A 16,794-nucleotide genomic window follows, 5' to 3' on the forward strand; every position below is an offset into this window, starting at 1 on the left:
CCGGCCCCGGACAGCCCGGATCCCCGGCGGGACGGCGACGCTGCCACCCACCGGGGATCCTCCGCCGGCCGGCCCGGGGCCGGCGGCAGGTCAGCGGGGCACGGCCGGCGCCTGCTCCCGCCGGGGGTACGCCCAGAGCCGCATCGCGGGCCGTTCCACCAGGGCGTAGAGCGCCCAGGAGACGAGGATGCAGACCAGGTAGACCCCGACCAGGAAGGCGATGCCGGTGAAGGTGTCGAACTGGTACGGCTGGTACGCCGCCCGTACGCCGAGCTGCCCGTTGACCGCCGCGTGCAGCAGGAAGAGCACGTGCACGTGGACCAGGAAGAAGGCGTAGGAGATCTCACCGAGCCAGACCATCGGCCGGTTGTTCAGCAGCGAGGGGCGGCCGGCCACGTCGCTCGCGGCGGCGGCGGTGATCAGCAGCGCCATCGGGACGAGCAGCACCGACTGGTAGCCGTCCATCAGGCTCAGCGGCACGGTCGCCACGTAGACCACCACCAGCAGCAGCGCCGGCAGCATGGTGCGCAGCCCGATCCAGCGCCCGGAGAGCAGGATCCGGGCCATCACCATGCCGACCAGGAACTCGAACAGCCGCGCCGGCGGGAAGAAGTAGACGAACCACTGCTCGGTCCAGCTCAGCGTCGTCGACATCGGGCTCAGCGGCGCGTCCGGCAGCGCCGCCCGGGCGATCACCGGCAGCAGCATGGCGCCGGCGGTGAACAGCCCGGCGGTGAGCCAGAGCCGCTGCGGCCGGATCCGGTTCACCAGCGGCAGCAGCACCGGGAAGAGCGCGTAGAACAGCAGCTCGACCGAGAGCGACCAGGTGACGCCGTTGACGGCGAAGAGGTGGTAGTTCGGGTCCGGCAGGAAGCCCTGGACGAGCGGGAGGCTGGCCAGCGTCGGCCCGAGCATCACCGGCAGGCCGGCGATCAGCATCAGGGCCAGCACCCCGAGGTAGACCACCACGTGGTTGGGGAAGATCTTGAAGAAGCGCCGGCGGTAGAACGCCCCGGTGCTGTCGGCCGAGCGGGCCGACCAGGTGAGGACGAAACCGCTGAGCACGAAGAAGAAGGCGACGCCGACGGATCCGGTGTTGTGGGCGAGGATGCCGTACACCTCGTTGACGTCGTCGTTGCGGAAGAGCGGGAAGATGAGCCCGTGTCCGATGAATACCAGACTCGCGGCGATGATGCGTAGTGCGGTCAGGGAGGGAAGTCTCGTCGGAACGGACTCCTTGGCCTGTGTCGCCGCCCCGTCTATCGCTGTCATATTCGCGGCCGTCCTTTCCAGGCGCCAGGGGCTGTGTGCACGGCTGATGCGATTGCCATTTGCGTTGCCGGCAATCTAGCAACGTGGATCCCCCGTCAGTTCTCTCGAATTGCGGATTTCCGCGCGCCCGGTTGCGGCCCGCGAACCGGTCCGGCCGGATCCCCGCACGGCCCATCGCAATCGGGAGGATGCGCAGGCCAACCCGGTGAAGCGACCGTGGACGCGTCGTGTCAGCAGCGCCGCCGGGCCGTGGCGCGACCGCGACGGGCGTCGCTGTGGACGCCGGTCACCGGTCGGCCGTGCAGAGGCGGAGCGCGCCGAACGCGGGACGACGGTTCCGCTTTGACGTTCGAGGGGTGGCCATGGCCGTGCCAACGAAGACCACATCGGAGCCGGGCTCGTCGGAACTGCCCAGCTATCCGATTCCCCGCGAGTGCCCGTACCACCCGTCGCCGGAGACCGCCCGGCTGCGTGAGCCCGGGCCCATTTCGAAGGTGCGGCTCTACGACGGCAAGGTCGCCTGGTTCATCACCGGACCGACCGAGGCCCGCGCCCTGCTCGCCGACCGGCGGGTCTCCAACCGCTCGGACTTCCCCAACTACCCGGTGATGGACGAGCGGCACACCCGGATGCGGGCCACCCGGGAGATGGCCAAGGAGGAGGAGGGCGGCTTCGCCGGCGCCCTGTTCGGGGTGGACCCGCCCGAGCACACCCGGCAGCGGCAGATGCTGGTGCCGCGGTTCACCGTACGCCGGGTGGCGGTGCTGCGCCCGGAGATCGAGCGCATCGTCGAGGAGTGCCTGGACGCGCTGGTCGACGAGGGCGCGCCGGGTGACCTGGTGTCCACCTTCTCCACCCCGGTGCCGACCCGGGTGGTCTGCGCCTACCTCGGCGTGCCGTACGCCGACCGGGCCATCTTCGAGCCGCTGGCCCGGGACCTGTTCGAGCCGGAGCGGGCCGACGAGGCGATGGAGAAGCTGACCGCGTACCTGACCGACCTGGTCGAGGCGCGGCAGGCGCAGCCGGCCACCGGTCTGATCGACGACCTGATCGCCGGCCAGGTCGCCAAGGGCACCCTGACCCCCAAGGAGCTGGTCTCCTTCGCGATGGCGATCCTGGTGGCCGGCACCATCACCACGTCGAGCATCATCGGGCTGGGCACCCTCGCCCTGCTGGAGCACCCGGAGCAGTACCAGCGCCTGGTGGCCGACCCCGATCTGGTGCCCGGCGCGGTCGAGGAGATGCTGCGCTACATCTCGCTGGTGGAGCAGCTCGCCCGGGTGGCCACCGAGGACATCGAGATCGGCGGGCACGTGATCCGCGCCGGTGACGGCATCCTGGTCAGCTTCGCCGGGGCCAACCTCGACCCGAGCGTGACCAGCCACCCGGACACCCTGGACATCACCCGGCCGCCGTCGAACCACCTCGCCTTCAGCTACGGCATCCACCACTGCCTGGGGCACAACCTGGCCCGGCTGGAGCTGGACATCGCCTTCCGCGCCCTGGTGCGGCGACTGCCCGGGCTCCAGCTCGCGGTGCCGGCCGCGCACATCCCCACCTACCAGAGCGGGGACGTGCAGCGCCTGGCCTGCCTGCCCGTCGTCTGGTGATCCGTGCCGCCCCGACCGGCCCGCCGGACGCCTTGTCCGGCGAGCTGCCCACCCCGCCGTAGCCCCCGAGGAGTCCGATGCACAACGTAGACGGCGCGGTCGCGCTGAGCACCGAGGTGTTCGCCAACCCGTTGGCGCTGCTCACCCAGCTGGGCGAGCGGCGCCCGGTCCACCGGGTGACCCTGCCGGACGGGATGCCGTCCGTCCTGGTCACCGGCAACCGCGAGGCGCGGGAGGCGCTGTCCGACCCGAGGCTGGTCCGCAGCGTCGAGGCAGCCGACCCGGAGCTGCACAAGTACCACCCGTTGGCCAGCGACGACTACCCGCTCTCCCGGCACATGCTCTTCGCCGACCCGCCGGACCACGCGCGGCTGCGGCGGCTGGTGTCCAAGGCGTTCACCCGGCGCCGGGTGGAGCAGATGAAGCCGCGCATCCAGGAGATCACCGACCGGCTGCTCGACGCGGTGATCGCGCAGGGGCGGGCGGACCTGGTCCGGGACCTGGCGTTGCCGCTGCCGATCGCGGTGATCAGCGAGATGCTGGGCGTGCCGTTCGAGGACCGGGACGAGTTCGAGCAGCACGCCGAGACGCTGACCGGGATCAACGCCTCGGCCAGCTTCGACTCGATCATCGCCGCCGGCACCTGGTTCGACCGGTACCTGACCGATCTGGTCGAGCTGCGCCGCAAGGATCCCCGCGACGACCTGATCTCGGCCATGATCGCCGCCCAGGAGCAGGGCGACCGGCTCAGCGACCTGGAGCTGCGCTCCAACGCGCTGCTGCTGCTCAGCGCGGGCTTCGAGACCACCGTCAACCTGGTCGCCAACGGGCTGCTGGCGCTGCTGCGCCACCCCGACGCCATCGCCCTGCTGCGGGCCGAGCCGGCGCTGATGCCGAACGCCGTCGACGAGCTGCTGCGCTACGACAGCCCCGTCTCCTGCGTGACCTACCACTTCGCCCGGGAGGCGCTGGAGATCGGCGGCTTCGAGATCCGTCCCGGCGAGCACGTGGTCATCGCCGCCGCGGCGGCGAACCACGATCCCGCGGTCTTCGACGACCCGGGCCGGCTCGACCTGCGCCGGGAGAACAAGGGGCAGATCCTCAGCTTCAGCCACGGCATCCACTTCTGCCTCGGGGCGCCGCTGGCCAAGCTGGAGGGCGAGGTGGCGTTCGAGACGGTGCTGCGCCGGTTGGAGGGCCTCGCGCTGGCCGTACCGGCCGACGAGCTGACCTGGAAGGCCAGCTTCGTCCTGCACCGGCTGGAGCGGCTGCCGGTCACCTTCACCGCACGACCCTGAGCCGGTCCGGCCCGCCACGGCGGGCCGGGGCGGATCCGGCGGCCGCCGGCCCGGTGAACCGGGTCAGCGGCCGTCGTCGTGTCGGCCCAGGTGGGCCAGGAGGCGGGCCTGCCCGTCCGCGTCGGCGGGCGGCGGCACCGCCGGGCCGAAGCCGAACCGGACCTCCTCCTCGCCGACCAGCTCGACGGTGCGCCAGAGGTGGTCGATGTCCGTCGGGTCGATCCGGGCCCGCCGGCCGAGGGCGCGGGCCAGGTCCCAGTGGTGCACCACCAGCTCCATGCCGATGGCCCGGTCGATGACCTCGGCGTACGTCCAGTCACCGAGCCGTCCGCCGACCCGCGCGCCGGCGACGGCGGGGTCGGCGAGCGCGGCGAGGACCTGCTCCCGGATGGCCCGCCACGCCCCGAGCGGGTCCTCGGCCACCGGCGGCACGGCGCGCCGCGGCGCCCCGGCCCGTCCGAGGTGGACGGTGTTCATCTCGGCGACGTGGGCGACCAGGTCCCGCACGGTCCAGTCCCCACAGGGCGTGGGGCCGTCCCACCCGTCCTCCGGCACCGAGGCGACGGTGCGGGCGAAGACGTCCGAGCGGCGCAGGTACCGGTCCGCGACCTCGTCCATGCCGGCACTATAGGGCGCGTCGGGCGGCCCGACGCCGCGCACACGCCGGGCGGTCGGCCGCGGCCGACCGCCCGCGCACTCCCGGTGCCCGGCAGTCGCGGGACCCCGCACACGCCGGTGCCCGGAGGCGGGACCACGCACACGCCGACGCCCGAAGGCGGGACCGCGCACACGCCGGTGCCCGGCAGCGGCGGGGACAGCCGCTGCCGGGCACCGGGGATCGGGGCCGGTCAGCTGGGGTTGATCTTGCCGGCCTTGACGTCCAGCCGGGACAGCACGTCCACGATCGCCGAGGACGCCCGCTTGGCCTGCTGGTCGTCGAGGACCAGCGGCGGAGAGAGCACCAGCGTCGGGCCGTAGTTGCGGGTGATGATCCGGTGGTTCTCGTAGAGCTCGTCGGCGACCGCGAGGGCGAGGTCCGGCGCGACCGGCTCGCGCGTCTCGGGGTTGGCGACCAGCTCGATGCCGACGGTCGCGCCCTCGACCCGGACCTCGCCGACGGCCGGCAGCGCCGCGGCGGGGGCCAGGCCCGCGCGCAGCCAGTCGCCGATCTCCAGGGACCGCTTCAGCAGCCCCTCGTTCTCCAGCAGGTCCAGGTTGGCCAGTGCCACCGCGCAGGCCGTGGGGTGACCGGAGTAGGTGTGGCCGTGGAAGAAGCTGGCCTGCCCGGCGGCCATGACGTCGGCCACCCGGTCCCGCATCAGCACCGCGCCGAGCGGCAGGTAGCCGCTGGTGAGGCCCTTGGCGGTGACGATGATGTCCGGGTCCATGCCGCGCTCGGCGGAGTCGAACCAGGCGCCGGTACGGCCGAACGCGGTGATCACCTCGTCGGCGATCAGCAGGATGCCGTAGCCGGTGAGCAGTTCCCGCACCCGGGGCCAGTAGTCGGCGGGCGGGGCGATGACGCCGCCGCCACCGAGGATCGGCTCACCGATCATCGCCGCGACGTTCTCCGGCCCGAGCCGCTCGATCGTCGCCTCCAGCTCCCGCAGCAGGAAGTCGGTCGGGTCCTCGCCGCCGTACATCTCGCTGTGGTACGGGTACGGCGGGGTGACCTTCTCCACGTGCGGCAGGTTCGGCCCGACGCCGACCTGCATGTCCGGGATGCCGGTCGCGGTGCCGCCGCCGAGGGTGGCGCCGTGGTACCCGAAGTGCCGGGCGATGATCCAGTTCCGCTCGGTCTGCCCGCGCCGGTGGTGGAACAGCCGGGCCAGCTTGATCGCGGTGTCCACGCCCTCGGACCCGCCGGAGGTGTAGAAGACCCGGTTGACGTCGCCCGGGGCGAGGTCGGCCAGCCGCTGGGCCAGCAGCGCCGACTTGTCGTTGCCGAACTCGAAGAAGCTGGTGAAGTGGGCCAGTTCGGTGATCTGCGCGGCGGCGGCCTCGGCCAGCTCGCGACGGCCGTGGCCGACCTGGGCGACCCAGATGCCGCCGCCGAGCATGTCGAGCAGTTCGCGCCCCTCGGCGTCCCACACCGTGGAGCCGACGCCCCGGACGATCATCCGGCGGAACGGCCGCTGGTCGCGCTGGTGCGAGTGCAGGACGTAGCGCTTGTCCAACTCCCCCAGTTCGGCGCCGGACACGGCGCGCCCGGCCCTGGTCGTAGAAATCGTCACGTGACCACTCCCTCGTGTGCAGACGATGCGGGCTTGCCGGTACGTGGTGCGGCCCGGGGACACCGGTGCGGTGGCCCGTCACGGCGGACGACACCGTGGCGATCCGCGCCGCCGGCGTCGTCGCCGGTGACGACGGCCGCATGGGCGACGGTCCACTCCACCGCCCCACCCGCCGGCCGGGGCGTGGACGGCCGGGCGTACCTGCGCCCCTGCTGGTGGATTCCCCGAAACAATGGCAGCCGGCCGCCGCGGGAACATCTTCCGGCGTGCGCAGCCCTGATCACGCACCGCTCCGGCGCCACGTCACTTCGTGACGGTGCCGGGCCCGCCAAATAAGCACTCTGGAAGATGCCCGGGCGGTATGCCGCTGATTACGGTACGCGTTCGAGGTGGGAATGGCGGCGGCTGGAACAACGTGCAGCGGCACCTTCCACACCGGGCAATAGCGGCAAATACAGAATTGACGCCGCGTTTACCAGGATGGGGGAGAATATGCCCGTACGGGGCAAGAAGATAGCCACGGTGTTGGCTGCGATGACGCTGGTGTTCGCCGCCGGGTGCGCCGACGGCGAGTCGGCGACCAAGGAGACGAAGGCCGAGGCGTCGGCCCCGGCGTCGCCGAAGGCGCCGGCCGACCTGAAGGACCTGCTGACCAACCCGCACGCCGACCCCAGCAAGGACGAGGTGCTGACCTTCGACTTCAAGCAGGTCGCGGAGAAGTCGCTGCTGGCGCCCCCGAAGGGGATGGCCTTCACGCCGGACTCCTGCGTCAACTACGTGACCCTGGGCGACGCCGCCGGCACCCCGCTGCAGACCGCGCCGGCCGCCACGATCGCCGGCCTCAACGGCTGGATGCAGTTCAACACCGCCAGCCCGGTGGGCAAGGACCACAACCTGGGCCACGACAACTTCTTCGCCCAGTTCGTGGTCGAGCTGCCGGAGGGGCCGAAGCTGGCCGAGATGCACAAGGCCGCGCTGGAGTGCGCCAACGGCGACATCACGCTGGACGGCAAGGTCCCGGGCAAGCTGAGCAACGTCGACTTCCAGACCCCGGCCCTGCCCGGCGCCGAGACCATGGGCCTGCTCCAGCGGATCACGTTCCCGCCGCAGAAGGACAAGGCGGCCGCCAAGGTGCTCCAGACCTTCTACGGCCACGTCGACCCCGACGGCGGGGTCGACCGCCCCAAGCACATCGCCATGGTGGTGATGGGCAACGTGTTCTACTACGGCATCGTCACCGACGCCGAGACGGCGATCAAGATGGCCGCCAACTTCCACCGGCTGGCGACCGCGCGCGGTCTCGCCTGATCCGGACCCACCCGTGCCCACGCCCGCCAGGGGGCGTGGGCACGGTCGTGTCCGGGGTAGGGGCCCACGCCCACGACGGGTGTGGGCAGGGTCGTGTCCGGGCTCGCTGACCCACGCTCACGGCGGGCGTGGACACGGTCGTGTCCGCGGCCCGGTAGCCGGCGGCGAACGGGCGGTCCTTCCGCCCGAAGGAGCCGACCGGGGCAACACAGAAGATGCCCACCCCACCATCGAATGCCACCATTACCTCGTGGCCGAAAAGGCGGAAAATCAGTCCGCGTAACATTTTCGGAGATTGCTGGTCGTGGTTCGCCGCCACCGACCTCGATCGACCCGAAATCCACCTCGCAAAACAATTCGGCACCATTGTCGACAGCTTCCGGAACGGCGTTGGCCGGGGGTGCGAGGGTCGCCGGCCACGATTCGTAGAACCGCTGACAGCGTCCCCGGTTTCGCTCGACAGGCAGGAGATGGTCGCCGTGGGTTCCGAAGTTGGAAATCGCGTGGTGGTGCTCGGCGGGAGCATCACCGCGTTGTTCGCCGCCAGCGCGCTGAGCGAGGGCTACCGGGAGGTCGTCCTGGTCGACCGCGACGACCTGCTCGACGTCTGGGACGCGCGCCGTGGCGCGCCGCAGGGCCGGCACATCAACGGCCTGATCGCCCGCGGCGCGCGGGCGATGGAGGACCTGTTCCCCGAGATCACCGCCCAGATGGTCGCCGCCGGCTGCCCGCTGACCGACCTGGCCGGCACGGTCAAGTGGTACATGAACGGCAGGCCGCTGGCCCAGACCCGGGCCGGGCTGACCTGTGTGGCCGCCCGGCGGCCGGTCATGGAGGCGCACGTGCGCCGGCGCATCGCCGCGCTGAAGAACGTCACCTTCATGGAGCGCACCGACATCACCGGGCTGGTCTTCAGCCAGGACAAGTCGCGGGTCATCGGCGCGCGGGTGCAGCGCCAGGGCGAGGGCAACAGCGAGGAGATCCTCACCGCCGACCTCGTCGTCGACGCCACCGGCCGGGGCTCGCGCACGCCGGTCTGGCTGGAGGCGCAGGGCTACCCGCGGGTGCAGGAGGAGGGCACGAAGATCGGGCTCGGCTACGCCACCCGGCACTACAAGCTGCGGCACGACCCGTTCGGCACCAGCCACTCGATCATCTCGGTCGCCTCGGCGGACAACCCCCGGGGCGCCATCTTCACCAAGTCCGACAGCAACAAGGTCGAGCTGACCACGTACGGCATCATGGGCGACCACCCGCCCACCGACCCGGAGGGCTTCAACCAGTTCGTCAAGTCGCTCTCCGCCCCGGAGATCTACGAGGGCATCTCCGACGCCGAGCCGCTCGACGACCCGGTGCTGTTCAAGTTCCCCACCACTTTGCGCCGGCGCTACGAGCTGATGTCCCGCTTCCCCGACGGGCTGCTGGTGCTCGGCGACGCGGTCTGCACCCCGAACCCGGTCTTCGCCCAGGCGCAGACGCTGGCCTCCCTGGAGGCGCTGGCGCTGCGCGACCTGCTGCGCGCCGGCCAGGCGCCGAAGTCCAAGGAGTTCATGCGCACGGTCGGGCGGATCATCGACCCGGCCTGGGAGATGACCGAGGCGATCAACCTGACCTTCCCCGAGGTCGAGGGCAGGCGCACCCCCAAGGTCCAGGTGCTGCACGCCTACATGAAGCGGCTGCAGGTGGCCGCCACCAAGGACGCCAGCCTCACCGAGGCGTTCATGCGCTCCGCCGGGCTGGTCGACCCGCTGGAGGCCCTGCTGCGTCCGAGCGTGGTGTGGCGGGTGATGCGTCACTCGCGGGCCGAGATGCCGCTGCTCGGGCGGTTCTGACCCGCCGCCGCCCCGGGACCCGGTCGCGTCCCGGGGCGGTCGGACATCGCCGGCACGGCCCCCGACGGACCCCGTCCCCGCCCGGGACGGGGTCCGTCCGTGTCGCCGCGCCGGGTCGAATCACCCCCGGCGGTCACCGTGAGCACGTATCCTCCGACGAGGCGCCGACCGGGACGCGCCGGCACGGCCGCGCGTCCGCCGGCGCCCGGCGGCGTACCCGGCCGCCCCGTCAGCCACCAGCGACAGCGCGCCCGAGGGGGGACCATGACCACCCGCAAGCCCAGCGAGTCCCGGATCCGGACCCGGATGGCCCGCACCGGCGAGAGCTACGCGACCGCGCGGGCCGGGCTCTCCGGCGCCCGTACGTCGCCGAAGCCGGTGACCGACGCCGGCTGGGCGCTGCGCGGCGGCCTGCACGCCGAGACCTCGAACCTGACCAACGTGCTGGCCCACCTGGGCGGCGACGCCGCCCCGGCGCGGCTGAGCGAGGCGATGCTGCTCGGCGTCGGCGGCGGCCTGGGGGCCGGCTACATGCTGTGGGAGATCAAGGGACAGACGCCGAACCTGTTCCTGGGCTTCCGGTACCGCTGGACCTTCCACGACTGGGCCGAGCGCACCATGGACCGCCTCGGCGTGGGCTACCAGGTCAAGACGACCGGCAGCAGCAAGGCCGCGGCCACCGCGCTGCACGAGCAGCTCGCCGACGGCGCCCCGGTCCTCGTCACGCCGGACCGGCAGGTGGTCGGCTACTGGCACCTGCCCCCGGAGTACGCGCTGGCCGGCCGGGGCCGCCCGGTCTTCTCCGGCGCCCGGCGCAGCCCGGTGGTGGCGTACGCGGCCGCCGACGACGGCATCCGGCTCGACGACCGCAACCTCGCCCCGCTCACCGTCGACGCGGACACCCTGGCCGAGGCGCGCGCCCGGGTCAGCTCCACCAAGAACCGCATGATCGTGGTGCACACCGTGCCGGAGGAGATCGCGCTGGCCGACGCGGTGCGGGCCGGCATCGCCGACTGCATCACGCAGCTGGACGCCAAGGCCGCCACGGTCGCGCTGCCGGCGTGGAGCAAGTGGAGCCGGCTGGTGACCGACCAGCGCAACGCCAAGGGCTGGCCCAAGCTGTACGGCAAGGGCGGGATGGCCACCACGCTGCTGTCCGTCTGGGAGCACGTCGAGCCGGCCGGGCTCACCGGCGGCAACCTGCGCGACCTGTACGCCGACTTCCTGGAGGAGGCGGCGCCCCTGCTCGGCGACTCCGCCGACGCGGCGGCCGACGCGGCGGCGCTGTTCCGGCAGGCGGCGCGGCTGTGGCACGACGTGGCCGAGACGGCGCTGCCCTGGGACGTGCCCGAGTACGCCCGGATCCGGGAGCTGGTCGCCACCATCTCCGCCGGCGTCGCGGCCGGTGACTCCGCCGTCGCCGACCGCGTCGAGGCCGCCGAGACGCTGTGGGACCTGATCGCCGAGTACGACCGCAAGCCGCCCGCCGAGCCGGACCTGGCCCGGCTGTCCGAGCAGATCCAGGCGGTCCACGACACCGAGCGGGAGGCCGTCGGGGCGCTGCGCCACGTGGTCGGCTGACCCGCCGTGGCGGCGGGCGCCCGGCCCGGCGCGGCTCAGTAGTCGCGCAGCTCGTCGCGCAGCCCGCGCAGGTCCTTGAACGAGGAGAGGTCGTCGACCCGCCAACCGTCCAGGTCGTACTCCGCCAGGCACTGGTCGACGAACGCCTTGTAGCCGTCCAGCTCGCCGCCGAGGATCTGGGCGTTGAGCAGCTCGACGCGGGTGTTCTCGTGGTTGCCGGCGTAGTTGCGCTCGTACAGCTCGTGCCGGCCGCCGAACTCGGAGCCGACCGCGTCCCAGAGCAGCTTCATCAGCTTGACCCGCTCCGCCGCCTCGACCCCGCCCGAGCCCCGCACGTACGTGTCGAGGTAGCGGCGCAGGTCCGGGTTGGCGAAGTCCTCGGCGCTGGAGTTGACGTAGATCAGGCCGCTGGCCACGTCCTGGAGCACGATCTCCCGTACCCGGGCGTAGCCGACCTGCATGAACCACCGGTACGCCATGCCGTAGGCCGGGTTGGGCAGGACCGCGCCGTTGTGCCAGGTGATCGGGTTGCGGGCGGCGGCGTCGGAGAGCCCCCAGAACAGGTTGCGCCAGGCCAGCACCTCCCCCAGCCGGCTCTGCACGCCCCGGAAGTCGGCCGTCCCGGTCGTCTCCAGGGCCTTGGCCAGCAGCCCGGCGATGAACTCCAGCTTGACCGCGAGGCGGGTGCAGCCGTGGAAGGTGAAGCGCTCGGTGAAGCCGGACCGGCCGGCGAACATCTGCACCTTGCCGAGGTCGCCGTAGATGAAGACGTTCTCCCACGGGATGAGGACCTTGTCCAGCACCAGGATGGTGTCGTTCTCGTCCAGCCGTGAGGAGAGCGGGTAGTCGAACGGGCTGCCCATCACCGCGGCGGTGGCCGAATAGGACGGACGGCAGATCAGCTTCATCCCGGGCGCGTCCATCGGCACGGTCGCCACCAGGGCGAACTCCCGCTTGCGCACCGGCAGGCCGTAGTGGGCCAGGAAGTTGTGGTGGGTCAACGCCGAGGCCGTGGCGACCACCTTCGCGCCGCTGACCACCACCCCGGCGTCGGTCTCCCGTTCCACGTGGACGAAGACGTCGGAGACCTCGTCCGGCGGGCGGGACCGGTCCACCGGCGGATGCACGATGGCGTGGTTCCAGTAGAGGACCTTCTCCTGGGCCTCCCGGTACCAGCGGCGGGCGTTGTCGGCGAACGGCTCGTAGAAGTCGGCGTTGGCGCCGAGGGTGCCGAGGAACGAGGCCTTGTAGTCCGGGCTGCGCCCCATCCAGCCGTAGCTCAGCCGGGCCCACGCGGCGATGGCCTGCTGGTCGGCCACCAGGTCCTCGGCCGAGTGCGGGGTGGTGAAGAACCGGTGCGTCCAGCCCTCGCTGCCGGTGTCCGTCGGCGCGGTCAGCACCGGACGCTGCCGCGGGTCGTGCAGCGCGTCGTAGAGCCGGGCGGTCATCCGCACCGGGTTGTGGAACGCCGGGTGCCGGGTGACGTCGCGCACCCGGTCGCCGTAGAGGTAGATCTCCCGGCCGTCGCGCAGCGACTCGACGTACTCGTCACCGGTCATCGGGCGGGTCCGGCGCGCGCCGGTCGCCGGACGGTCTGCCAGTTCGGTCATGGGTCGCCTTTCGCCGGGCCGGGCAGGCCGTCGGGGCGGAGCGGACCGGGCGATCGGCACGGCCGGCCCTGGTCCGCCTTCAGCATGGTGAGCGCCGGACGGCGGGACAAGGCCGTACGCCGCAGAGCGCAACCGGGAAGACGCCGACCCCTTGTCGGCGCACCCGCGCCGGGCCCGCCACGCCCGGTGGGACTTCCGTGACACCGGAGTCGCATAGAGCGATGACTTTCCTGGGGCCGTGCCGTCTCAACAGTGAGCCGCAGGACAGCGCGGCCGATATCGAGAGGACCAAGAGCATGACTACAGTCGACGGGCAGGCGGGCGCAGCCGCCGCCCCGGCCGTGGCTCCTCGGGCCACCTGGCGGGAGTGGCTCGGGCTGGCCGTGATGTGCCTGCCCACCATGTTGACGACGGTGGATCTCAACGTCATGTTCCTGGCGTTGCCACACGTCACCGCGGACCTGGGCCCGAGCAGCACCGAACAGCTGTGGATCTCGGACATCTACGGCTTCATGATCGCCGGCTTCCTGGTCACCATGGGAACGCTGGGCGACCGCGTCGGGCGCAAGAAGGTCCTGCTGTTCGGCGGCGCGGCCTTCCTCGCGTCGTCGCTGCTGGCCGCGTTCGCGACCTCCACGATCGTCCTCATCGTCGCCCGCGCCCTGCTCGGTGTGGCCGGCGCGACGCTGATCCCGTCGATCCTCGCCCTGCTGCGGACCATGTTCAAGGACCCGAAGCAGATGGGCGCCGCGATGGGCCTGTGGGGCACCTCCCTGATGGCCGGCGTGGTGCTCGGCCCGGTCATCGGTGGTCTGATGCTCGGCGCGTGGTGGTGGGGTTCGGTGTTCCTGCTCGCCGTGCCGATCATGGGCCTGCTGCTGCTCGCCGGCCCGGCGCTGATCCCCGAGTCCAAGGACCCGAACGCCGGCCGGCTGGACCTGTTCAGCGTGGCGCTGTCGCTGCTGGCCATCCTGCCGTTCGTCTACGGCCTCAAGGAGCTGGCCCGCAACGGCTGGGAGCCGGTGCCGGTGGTCGCCCTCGTGGCGGGGCTGGTCTTCCTCGTCGTCTTCCTGCGCCGGCAGGCCACCCTGGCCCACCCGCTGCTGGACCTGAGCCTGTTCAAGATCCGCGCACTGTCGACGGCGTTGACGATGGCCCTGATGATCGCCTTCGTCATGGGCGGCGCCGGCCTGATGGCCAGCCTCTACATGCAGATGGTCGAGGGGCTCAGCCCGGTCCGGGTCGGCACGCTGCTGCTGATCCCGTCCATCGTGATGATCGTCGTCGGCAACCTCGCCCCGGCGATCGCCCGCAAGGTCCGCCCCGCCTACGTGCTCGCCGCCGGCTCGCTGATCGCGGCGATCGGCATGGTGGTGCTGACCCAGGTCGAGAGCACCGCCGGGCTGACCACCCTGCTGGTCGGTCTCGGCGTCGTCTACGTCGGTGGCGCGTCCGTCGGCCCGATGACGCCGTTCCTGGTGATGTCCCAGACGCCGCCGGAGAAGGCCGGCGCCGCCGGCTCGCTCTCCTCGGCCGTCGGCGAGCTGGGTGTCGCCCTGGGTGTGGCGATCCTCGGCCTCATCGGCACCGCCACGTACCGGGGCCAGGTCGACGTCCCGGGCGAGCTGCCGGCGGACGCGGCGGCCACCGCCAAGGAGAGCATCGCCGGCGCCACGGTGGTCGCCGAGCAGGTCGGTGGCCCGTCCGCGGGTTCGCTGCTCGACTCGGCCCGTGAGGCGTTCACCAGCGGCCTGAACACCGTCGCGCTCGTCTGCGTCTTCGTCTTCGTCGCCCTGGCCGTGGTGGCGTTCGCCGGGCTGCGGCACGTGCCGTCGCTGGGCGACATGCCGATGCCGGGCATGCCGCCGAAGGAGCCGAAGCCGGCGGCCGACGCGGCCGGGTCGGCGCAGCCGGTGCACTGACCGGACGAGTGGCACCAGCACACCACGGCCGCTCCGGTCACCCCTCGCGGGTGACCGGGGCGGCCGGTGCCGTTCCCGGACGTGGCTCCCGCGCCGGCGCGGCGGAGGCACCACCCGCCCGTGCCCGGCCGAGCCACGGGCGGACGTACGGGTGTCCCGGCTCAGGGGCGTCCCCGGTGGCGGGCGTGCCGCGGGTCCGGCCCCGGGCGGTGTCGCGAACGGTAGGTGGACCCGACGGGACGGCGGACGGAACAGCCGAGCGACCCGGCCCCACGCCCGGAGCCGGGCGGTGGGCGGGGCCGACAGAACCGGCCCGGAGCCGAGCGGTGGGCAGGGCCGACAGAACCGGCCCGGAGCCGAGCGGTGGGCGGAGCTGACAGAACCGGCCCGGGGCCGGGCGGTGGGCGGACGTGCGGCGCCCCGGGCCGGTGGCCGGCCCGGGGCGGTGTGCGCGGGTGGGGTCAGGCGGCCGGCGGGGCCACCGTGCCGGCGGTGGGCGTGGCCAGCGAGGGGTTGGCCGGCGGGGCGACCGGGCGCAGCGGCGCGTGCCGCAGCACCCGCAGCACCATCGACGGGCGCATCAGCGCCTGGGGCGGGTCGATCAGCCCGGCGACCCGCATGAAGCCCTCGGTCACCCGGGCGTCCCTGGTGGCCGCGTACTGCACCCGGGCCATGTAGGCGTTGCCGACCCGCACCTGCAGGGTGCGCCGGCCCTGCACGCCCGGGAAGTCGAGATCGCCACCGGCGGAGATGTCCCACGGGGTGTCGATCACCCGCGACACGTCGGCCATGAACGCGCCGGTCCGTGGCGGCCGGCCCCGGCGCAGGTGCTCCCGCAACGTCAGCGCCTCGATGGAGGCGACGCTCATCCCCTGCCCGTAGACCGGGTTGAAGCTGCACACCGCGTCGCCCATGACGAGGAGCCGGTCGGGCATCCGGGTCAGCCGCTCGTAGCGACGCCGGACGCTCGCCGGGAAGGTGAACGACACCGGGTCGTCGAGCGCCTCCGCGTCGTGCACCGCGTCGTAGACGTCCGGCACCGGCAGCGAGCGGACGAAGGCGAGGAAGCCCTCGGGGTCGGTCGGCGGATGGTCGCCCAGCACCCCGGTCAGCGACAGGATGCAGACGTCCCGGCCGACCTGGCCGAAGAACGCGCCACGGGGGTGCGCGGGCGAGGCGACCGGGTTGATCGACTGCACGCCGTCGAACATCTCCGGACGCAGCCGGTAGTGCCGGGTGGTGTAGGCCAGCCCGACCTTGACCCGCTCCTCCTCCGGCCGCTGGTAGCCCAGTTCGGCCAGCCAGGCCGGGGTGCGCGAGCCGCGCCCGGTCGCGTCGACCACCAGGTCCGCGTCCAGTTCCTGCGGGGTGGCGCCGTCGGTGCGGGGGCGGACCCGTACGCCGACCACCCGCTCCCGGTCGTCGGTGGTGACCAGGCCGAGGACGTCGTGCTGCTCCAGGAACCGCACGTTGGGCAGGGCCGCCACCCGGCTGCGGACGTGGTGCTCCAGCACCGGCCGGGGGGCGGTCACCGAGACCAGGCCGGTCCGGGCCGGACGGATCTTGCGGGCGTTGAAGAACCAGCGCATCTCGCCGAGGTCCCCGGTCGGCACGCCGGCCGCCCGCAGCTCGTCGGTGATGCCGGGGAAGAGTTCCTCCATGTTGAGGTGACCGCGGGCGTGCAGGCCGTGCGCGTGCACCGTGTGCGGTGCGCCGCGCCGGGGCTCGCGTACGCCCAGCAGCGTGTCCCGGTCGACGACCAGGACCTCGCCGTAGGACTCGGCCAGCACCCGGGCGGCGAGGACGCCGGCCATGCTGCCGCCCAGTACGACGGCGCGTCTACCGATCTCACTCACTGCCGCAACCTCCCTGACGACGACCAGTTCCACCCACCCGGCGACGACGCGGCCCGGGACGCCGCGGCGGTCGCCGTCGGCACACCGGAGCGCCTCCGCCCCGACCGCCCACGGCGTCCCCGGCGGGTCACCGCGGGTCGGGCGGGCGTCGCCGCGGCGGTCGTCGCGCCGGCCGCACGGCCAGCGTCACGGTCACCCGCTGCCGGCCGCATCCTCTGCCGTGCGGTGCGCGGCGCCGCTCCCGCCGGCACGACCGGCACCGGCCACGCCG

11 protein-coding genes are annotated in these 16,794 nt (G+C 72.7%); 6 read left to right on the forward strand and 5 right to left on the reverse strand.

The window, feature by feature from the left end; translation table 11 throughout:
* Positions 1 to 90 precede the first annotated feature (90 nt).
* On the reverse strand, positions 91 to 1,272 hold the full coding sequence (locus GA0070614_RS05520) for an acyltransferase family protein (protein WP_088974938.1): 1,182 nt from the start codon (positions 1,270 to 1,272) through the stop codon (positions 91 to 93).
* Positions 1,273 to 1,634: 362 nt separating this feature from the next.
* Here GA0070614_RS05520 and GA0070614_RS05525 point away from each other — a divergent pair, with 362 nt between their 5' ends.
* Both GA0070614_RS05525 and GA0070614_RS05530 read left to right on the forward strand, forming a co-directional pair.
* Positions 1,635 to 2,882 (forward strand): cytochrome P450, encoded by a 1,248-nt coding sequence (locus GA0070614_RS05525; protein ID WP_088974939.1) that lies wholly within the window; start codon positions 1,635 to 1,637, stop codon positions 2,880 to 2,882.
* Positions 2,883 to 2,959: 77 nt separating this feature from the next.
* A complete protein-coding gene (locus tag GA0070614_RS05530) occupies positions 2,960 to 4,180 on the forward strand; it encodes a cytochrome P450 family protein (RefSeq protein WP_088974940.1) in 1,221 nt (406 codons plus the stop codon).
* Positions 4,181 to 4,243: 63 nt separating this feature from the next.
* On the opposite strand, the gene GA0070614_RS05535 is transcribed toward GA0070614_RS05530, so the two are convergent.
* On the reverse strand, positions 4,244 to 4,798 hold the full coding sequence (locus GA0070614_RS05535; protein ID WP_088974941.1) for a TIGR03086 family metal-binding protein: 555 nt from the start codon (positions 4,796 to 4,798) through the stop codon (positions 4,244 to 4,246).
* A gap of 230 nt (positions 4,799 to 5,028) precedes the next feature.
* Positions 5,029 to 6,414 (reverse strand): aminotransferase family protein, encoded by a 1,386-nt coding sequence (locus GA0070614_RS05540; RefSeq protein WP_231933543.1) that lies wholly within the window; start codon positions 6,412 to 6,414, stop codon positions 5,029 to 5,031.
* A gap of 534 nt (positions 6,415 to 6,948) precedes the next feature.
* Between GA0070614_RS05540 and GA0070614_RS05545 the strand changes: the two genes are divergently transcribed.
* The 3 genes from GA0070614_RS05545 to GA0070614_RS05555 all read left to right on the forward strand — a co-directional run bounded on the left by GA0070614_RS05545 (position 6,949) and on the right by GA0070614_RS05555 (position 11,135).
* Positions 6,949 to 7,722, forward strand: coding sequence for a hypothetical protein (locus tag GA0070614_RS05545; protein ID WP_088974943.1), 774 nt, complete (start codon positions 6,949 to 6,951; stop codon positions 7,720 to 7,722).
* 479 nt (positions 7,723 to 8,201) lie between these two features.
* Positions 8,202 to 9,554, forward strand: a complete 1,353-nt coding sequence (locus tag GA0070614_RS05550) for an FAD-dependent oxidoreductase (RefSeq protein WP_231933544.1) — start codon at positions 8,202 to 8,204, stop codon at positions 9,552 to 9,554.
* Between the two features lie 264 nt (positions 9,555 to 9,818).
* The gene (locus tag GA0070614_RS05555) at positions 9,819 to 11,135 is read left to right on the forward strand and encodes a DUF4872 domain-containing protein (protein ID WP_231933545.1); all 1,317 of its coding nucleotides are present in this window, start codon (positions 9,819 to 9,821) and stop codon (positions 11,133 to 11,135) included.
* A gap of 35 nt (positions 11,136 to 11,170) precedes the next feature.
* On the opposite strand, the gene GA0070614_RS05560 is transcribed toward GA0070614_RS05555, so the two are convergent.
* Positions 11,171 to 12,745 (reverse strand): 4-hydroxyphenylacetate 3-hydroxylase family protein, encoded by a 1,575-nt coding sequence (locus GA0070614_RS05560; RefSeq protein ID WP_157744944.1) that lies wholly within the window; start codon positions 12,743 to 12,745, stop codon positions 11,171 to 11,173.
* A gap of 296 nt (positions 12,746 to 13,041) precedes the next feature.
* Here GA0070614_RS05560 and GA0070614_RS05565 point away from each other — a divergent pair, with 296 nt between their 5' ends.
* Positions 13,042 to 14,667 carry an MFS transporter gene (locus GA0070614_RS05565; protein WP_088974945.1) on the forward strand — a complete coding sequence of 542 codons (1,626 nt, stop codon included), beginning with the start codon at positions 13,042 to 13,044 and terminating at the stop codon, positions 14,665 to 14,667.
* A 461-nt stretch (positions 14,668 to 15,128) separates the two neighbouring features.
* Here GA0070614_RS05565 and GA0070614_RS05570 read toward each other — a convergent pair whose 3' ends face one another.
* Positions 15,129 to 16,523 carry an FAD-dependent oxidoreductase gene (locus GA0070614_RS05570; RefSeq protein WP_157744945.1) on the reverse strand — a complete coding sequence of 465 codons (1,395 nt, stop codon included), beginning with the start codon at positions 16,521 to 16,523 and terminating at the stop codon, positions 15,129 to 15,131.
* Between the last annotated feature and the right edge of the window lie 271 nt (positions 16,524 to 16,794).

This window comes from Micromonospora coxensis (assembly GCF_900090295.1).
GTDB classification, from domain to species: domain Bacteria; phylum Actinomycetota; class Actinomycetes; order Mycobacteriales; family Micromonosporaceae; genus Micromonospora; species Micromonospora coxensis.

Coding starts and splice junctions, on each gene's coding strand:
- GA0070614_RS05520 (WP_088974938.1), bottom strand. CDS start 1,272: ATGACAGCGATAGACGGGGCGGCGACACAGGCCAAGGAGTCCGTTCCG.
- GA0070614_RS05525 (WP_088974939.1), top strand. CDS start 1,635: ATGGCCGTGCCAACGAAGACCACATCGGAGCCGGGCTCGTCGGAACTG.
- GA0070614_RS05530 (WP_088974940.1), top strand. CDS start 2,960: ATGCACAACGTAGACGGCGCGGTCGCGCTGAGCACCGAGGTGTTCGCC.
- GA0070614_RS05535 (WP_088974941.1), bottom strand. CDS start 4,798: ATGGACGAGGTCGCGGACCGGTACCTGCGCCGCTCGGACGTCTTCGCC.
- GA0070614_RS05545 (WP_088974943.1), top strand. CDS start 6,949: ATGACGCTGGTGTTCGCCGCCGGGTGCGCCGACGGCGAGTCGGCGACC.
- GA0070614_RS05555 (WP_231933545.1), top strand. CDS start 9,819: ATGACCACCCGCAAGCCCAGCGAGTCCCGGATCCGGACCCGGATGGCC.
- GA0070614_RS05560 (WP_157744944.1), bottom strand. CDS start 12,745: ATGACCGAACTGGCAGACCGTCCGGCGACCGGCGCGCGCCGGACCCGC.
- GA0070614_RS05565 (WP_088974945.1), top strand. CDS start 13,042: ATGACTACAGTCGACGGGCAGGCGGGCGCAGCCGCCGCCCCGGCCGTG.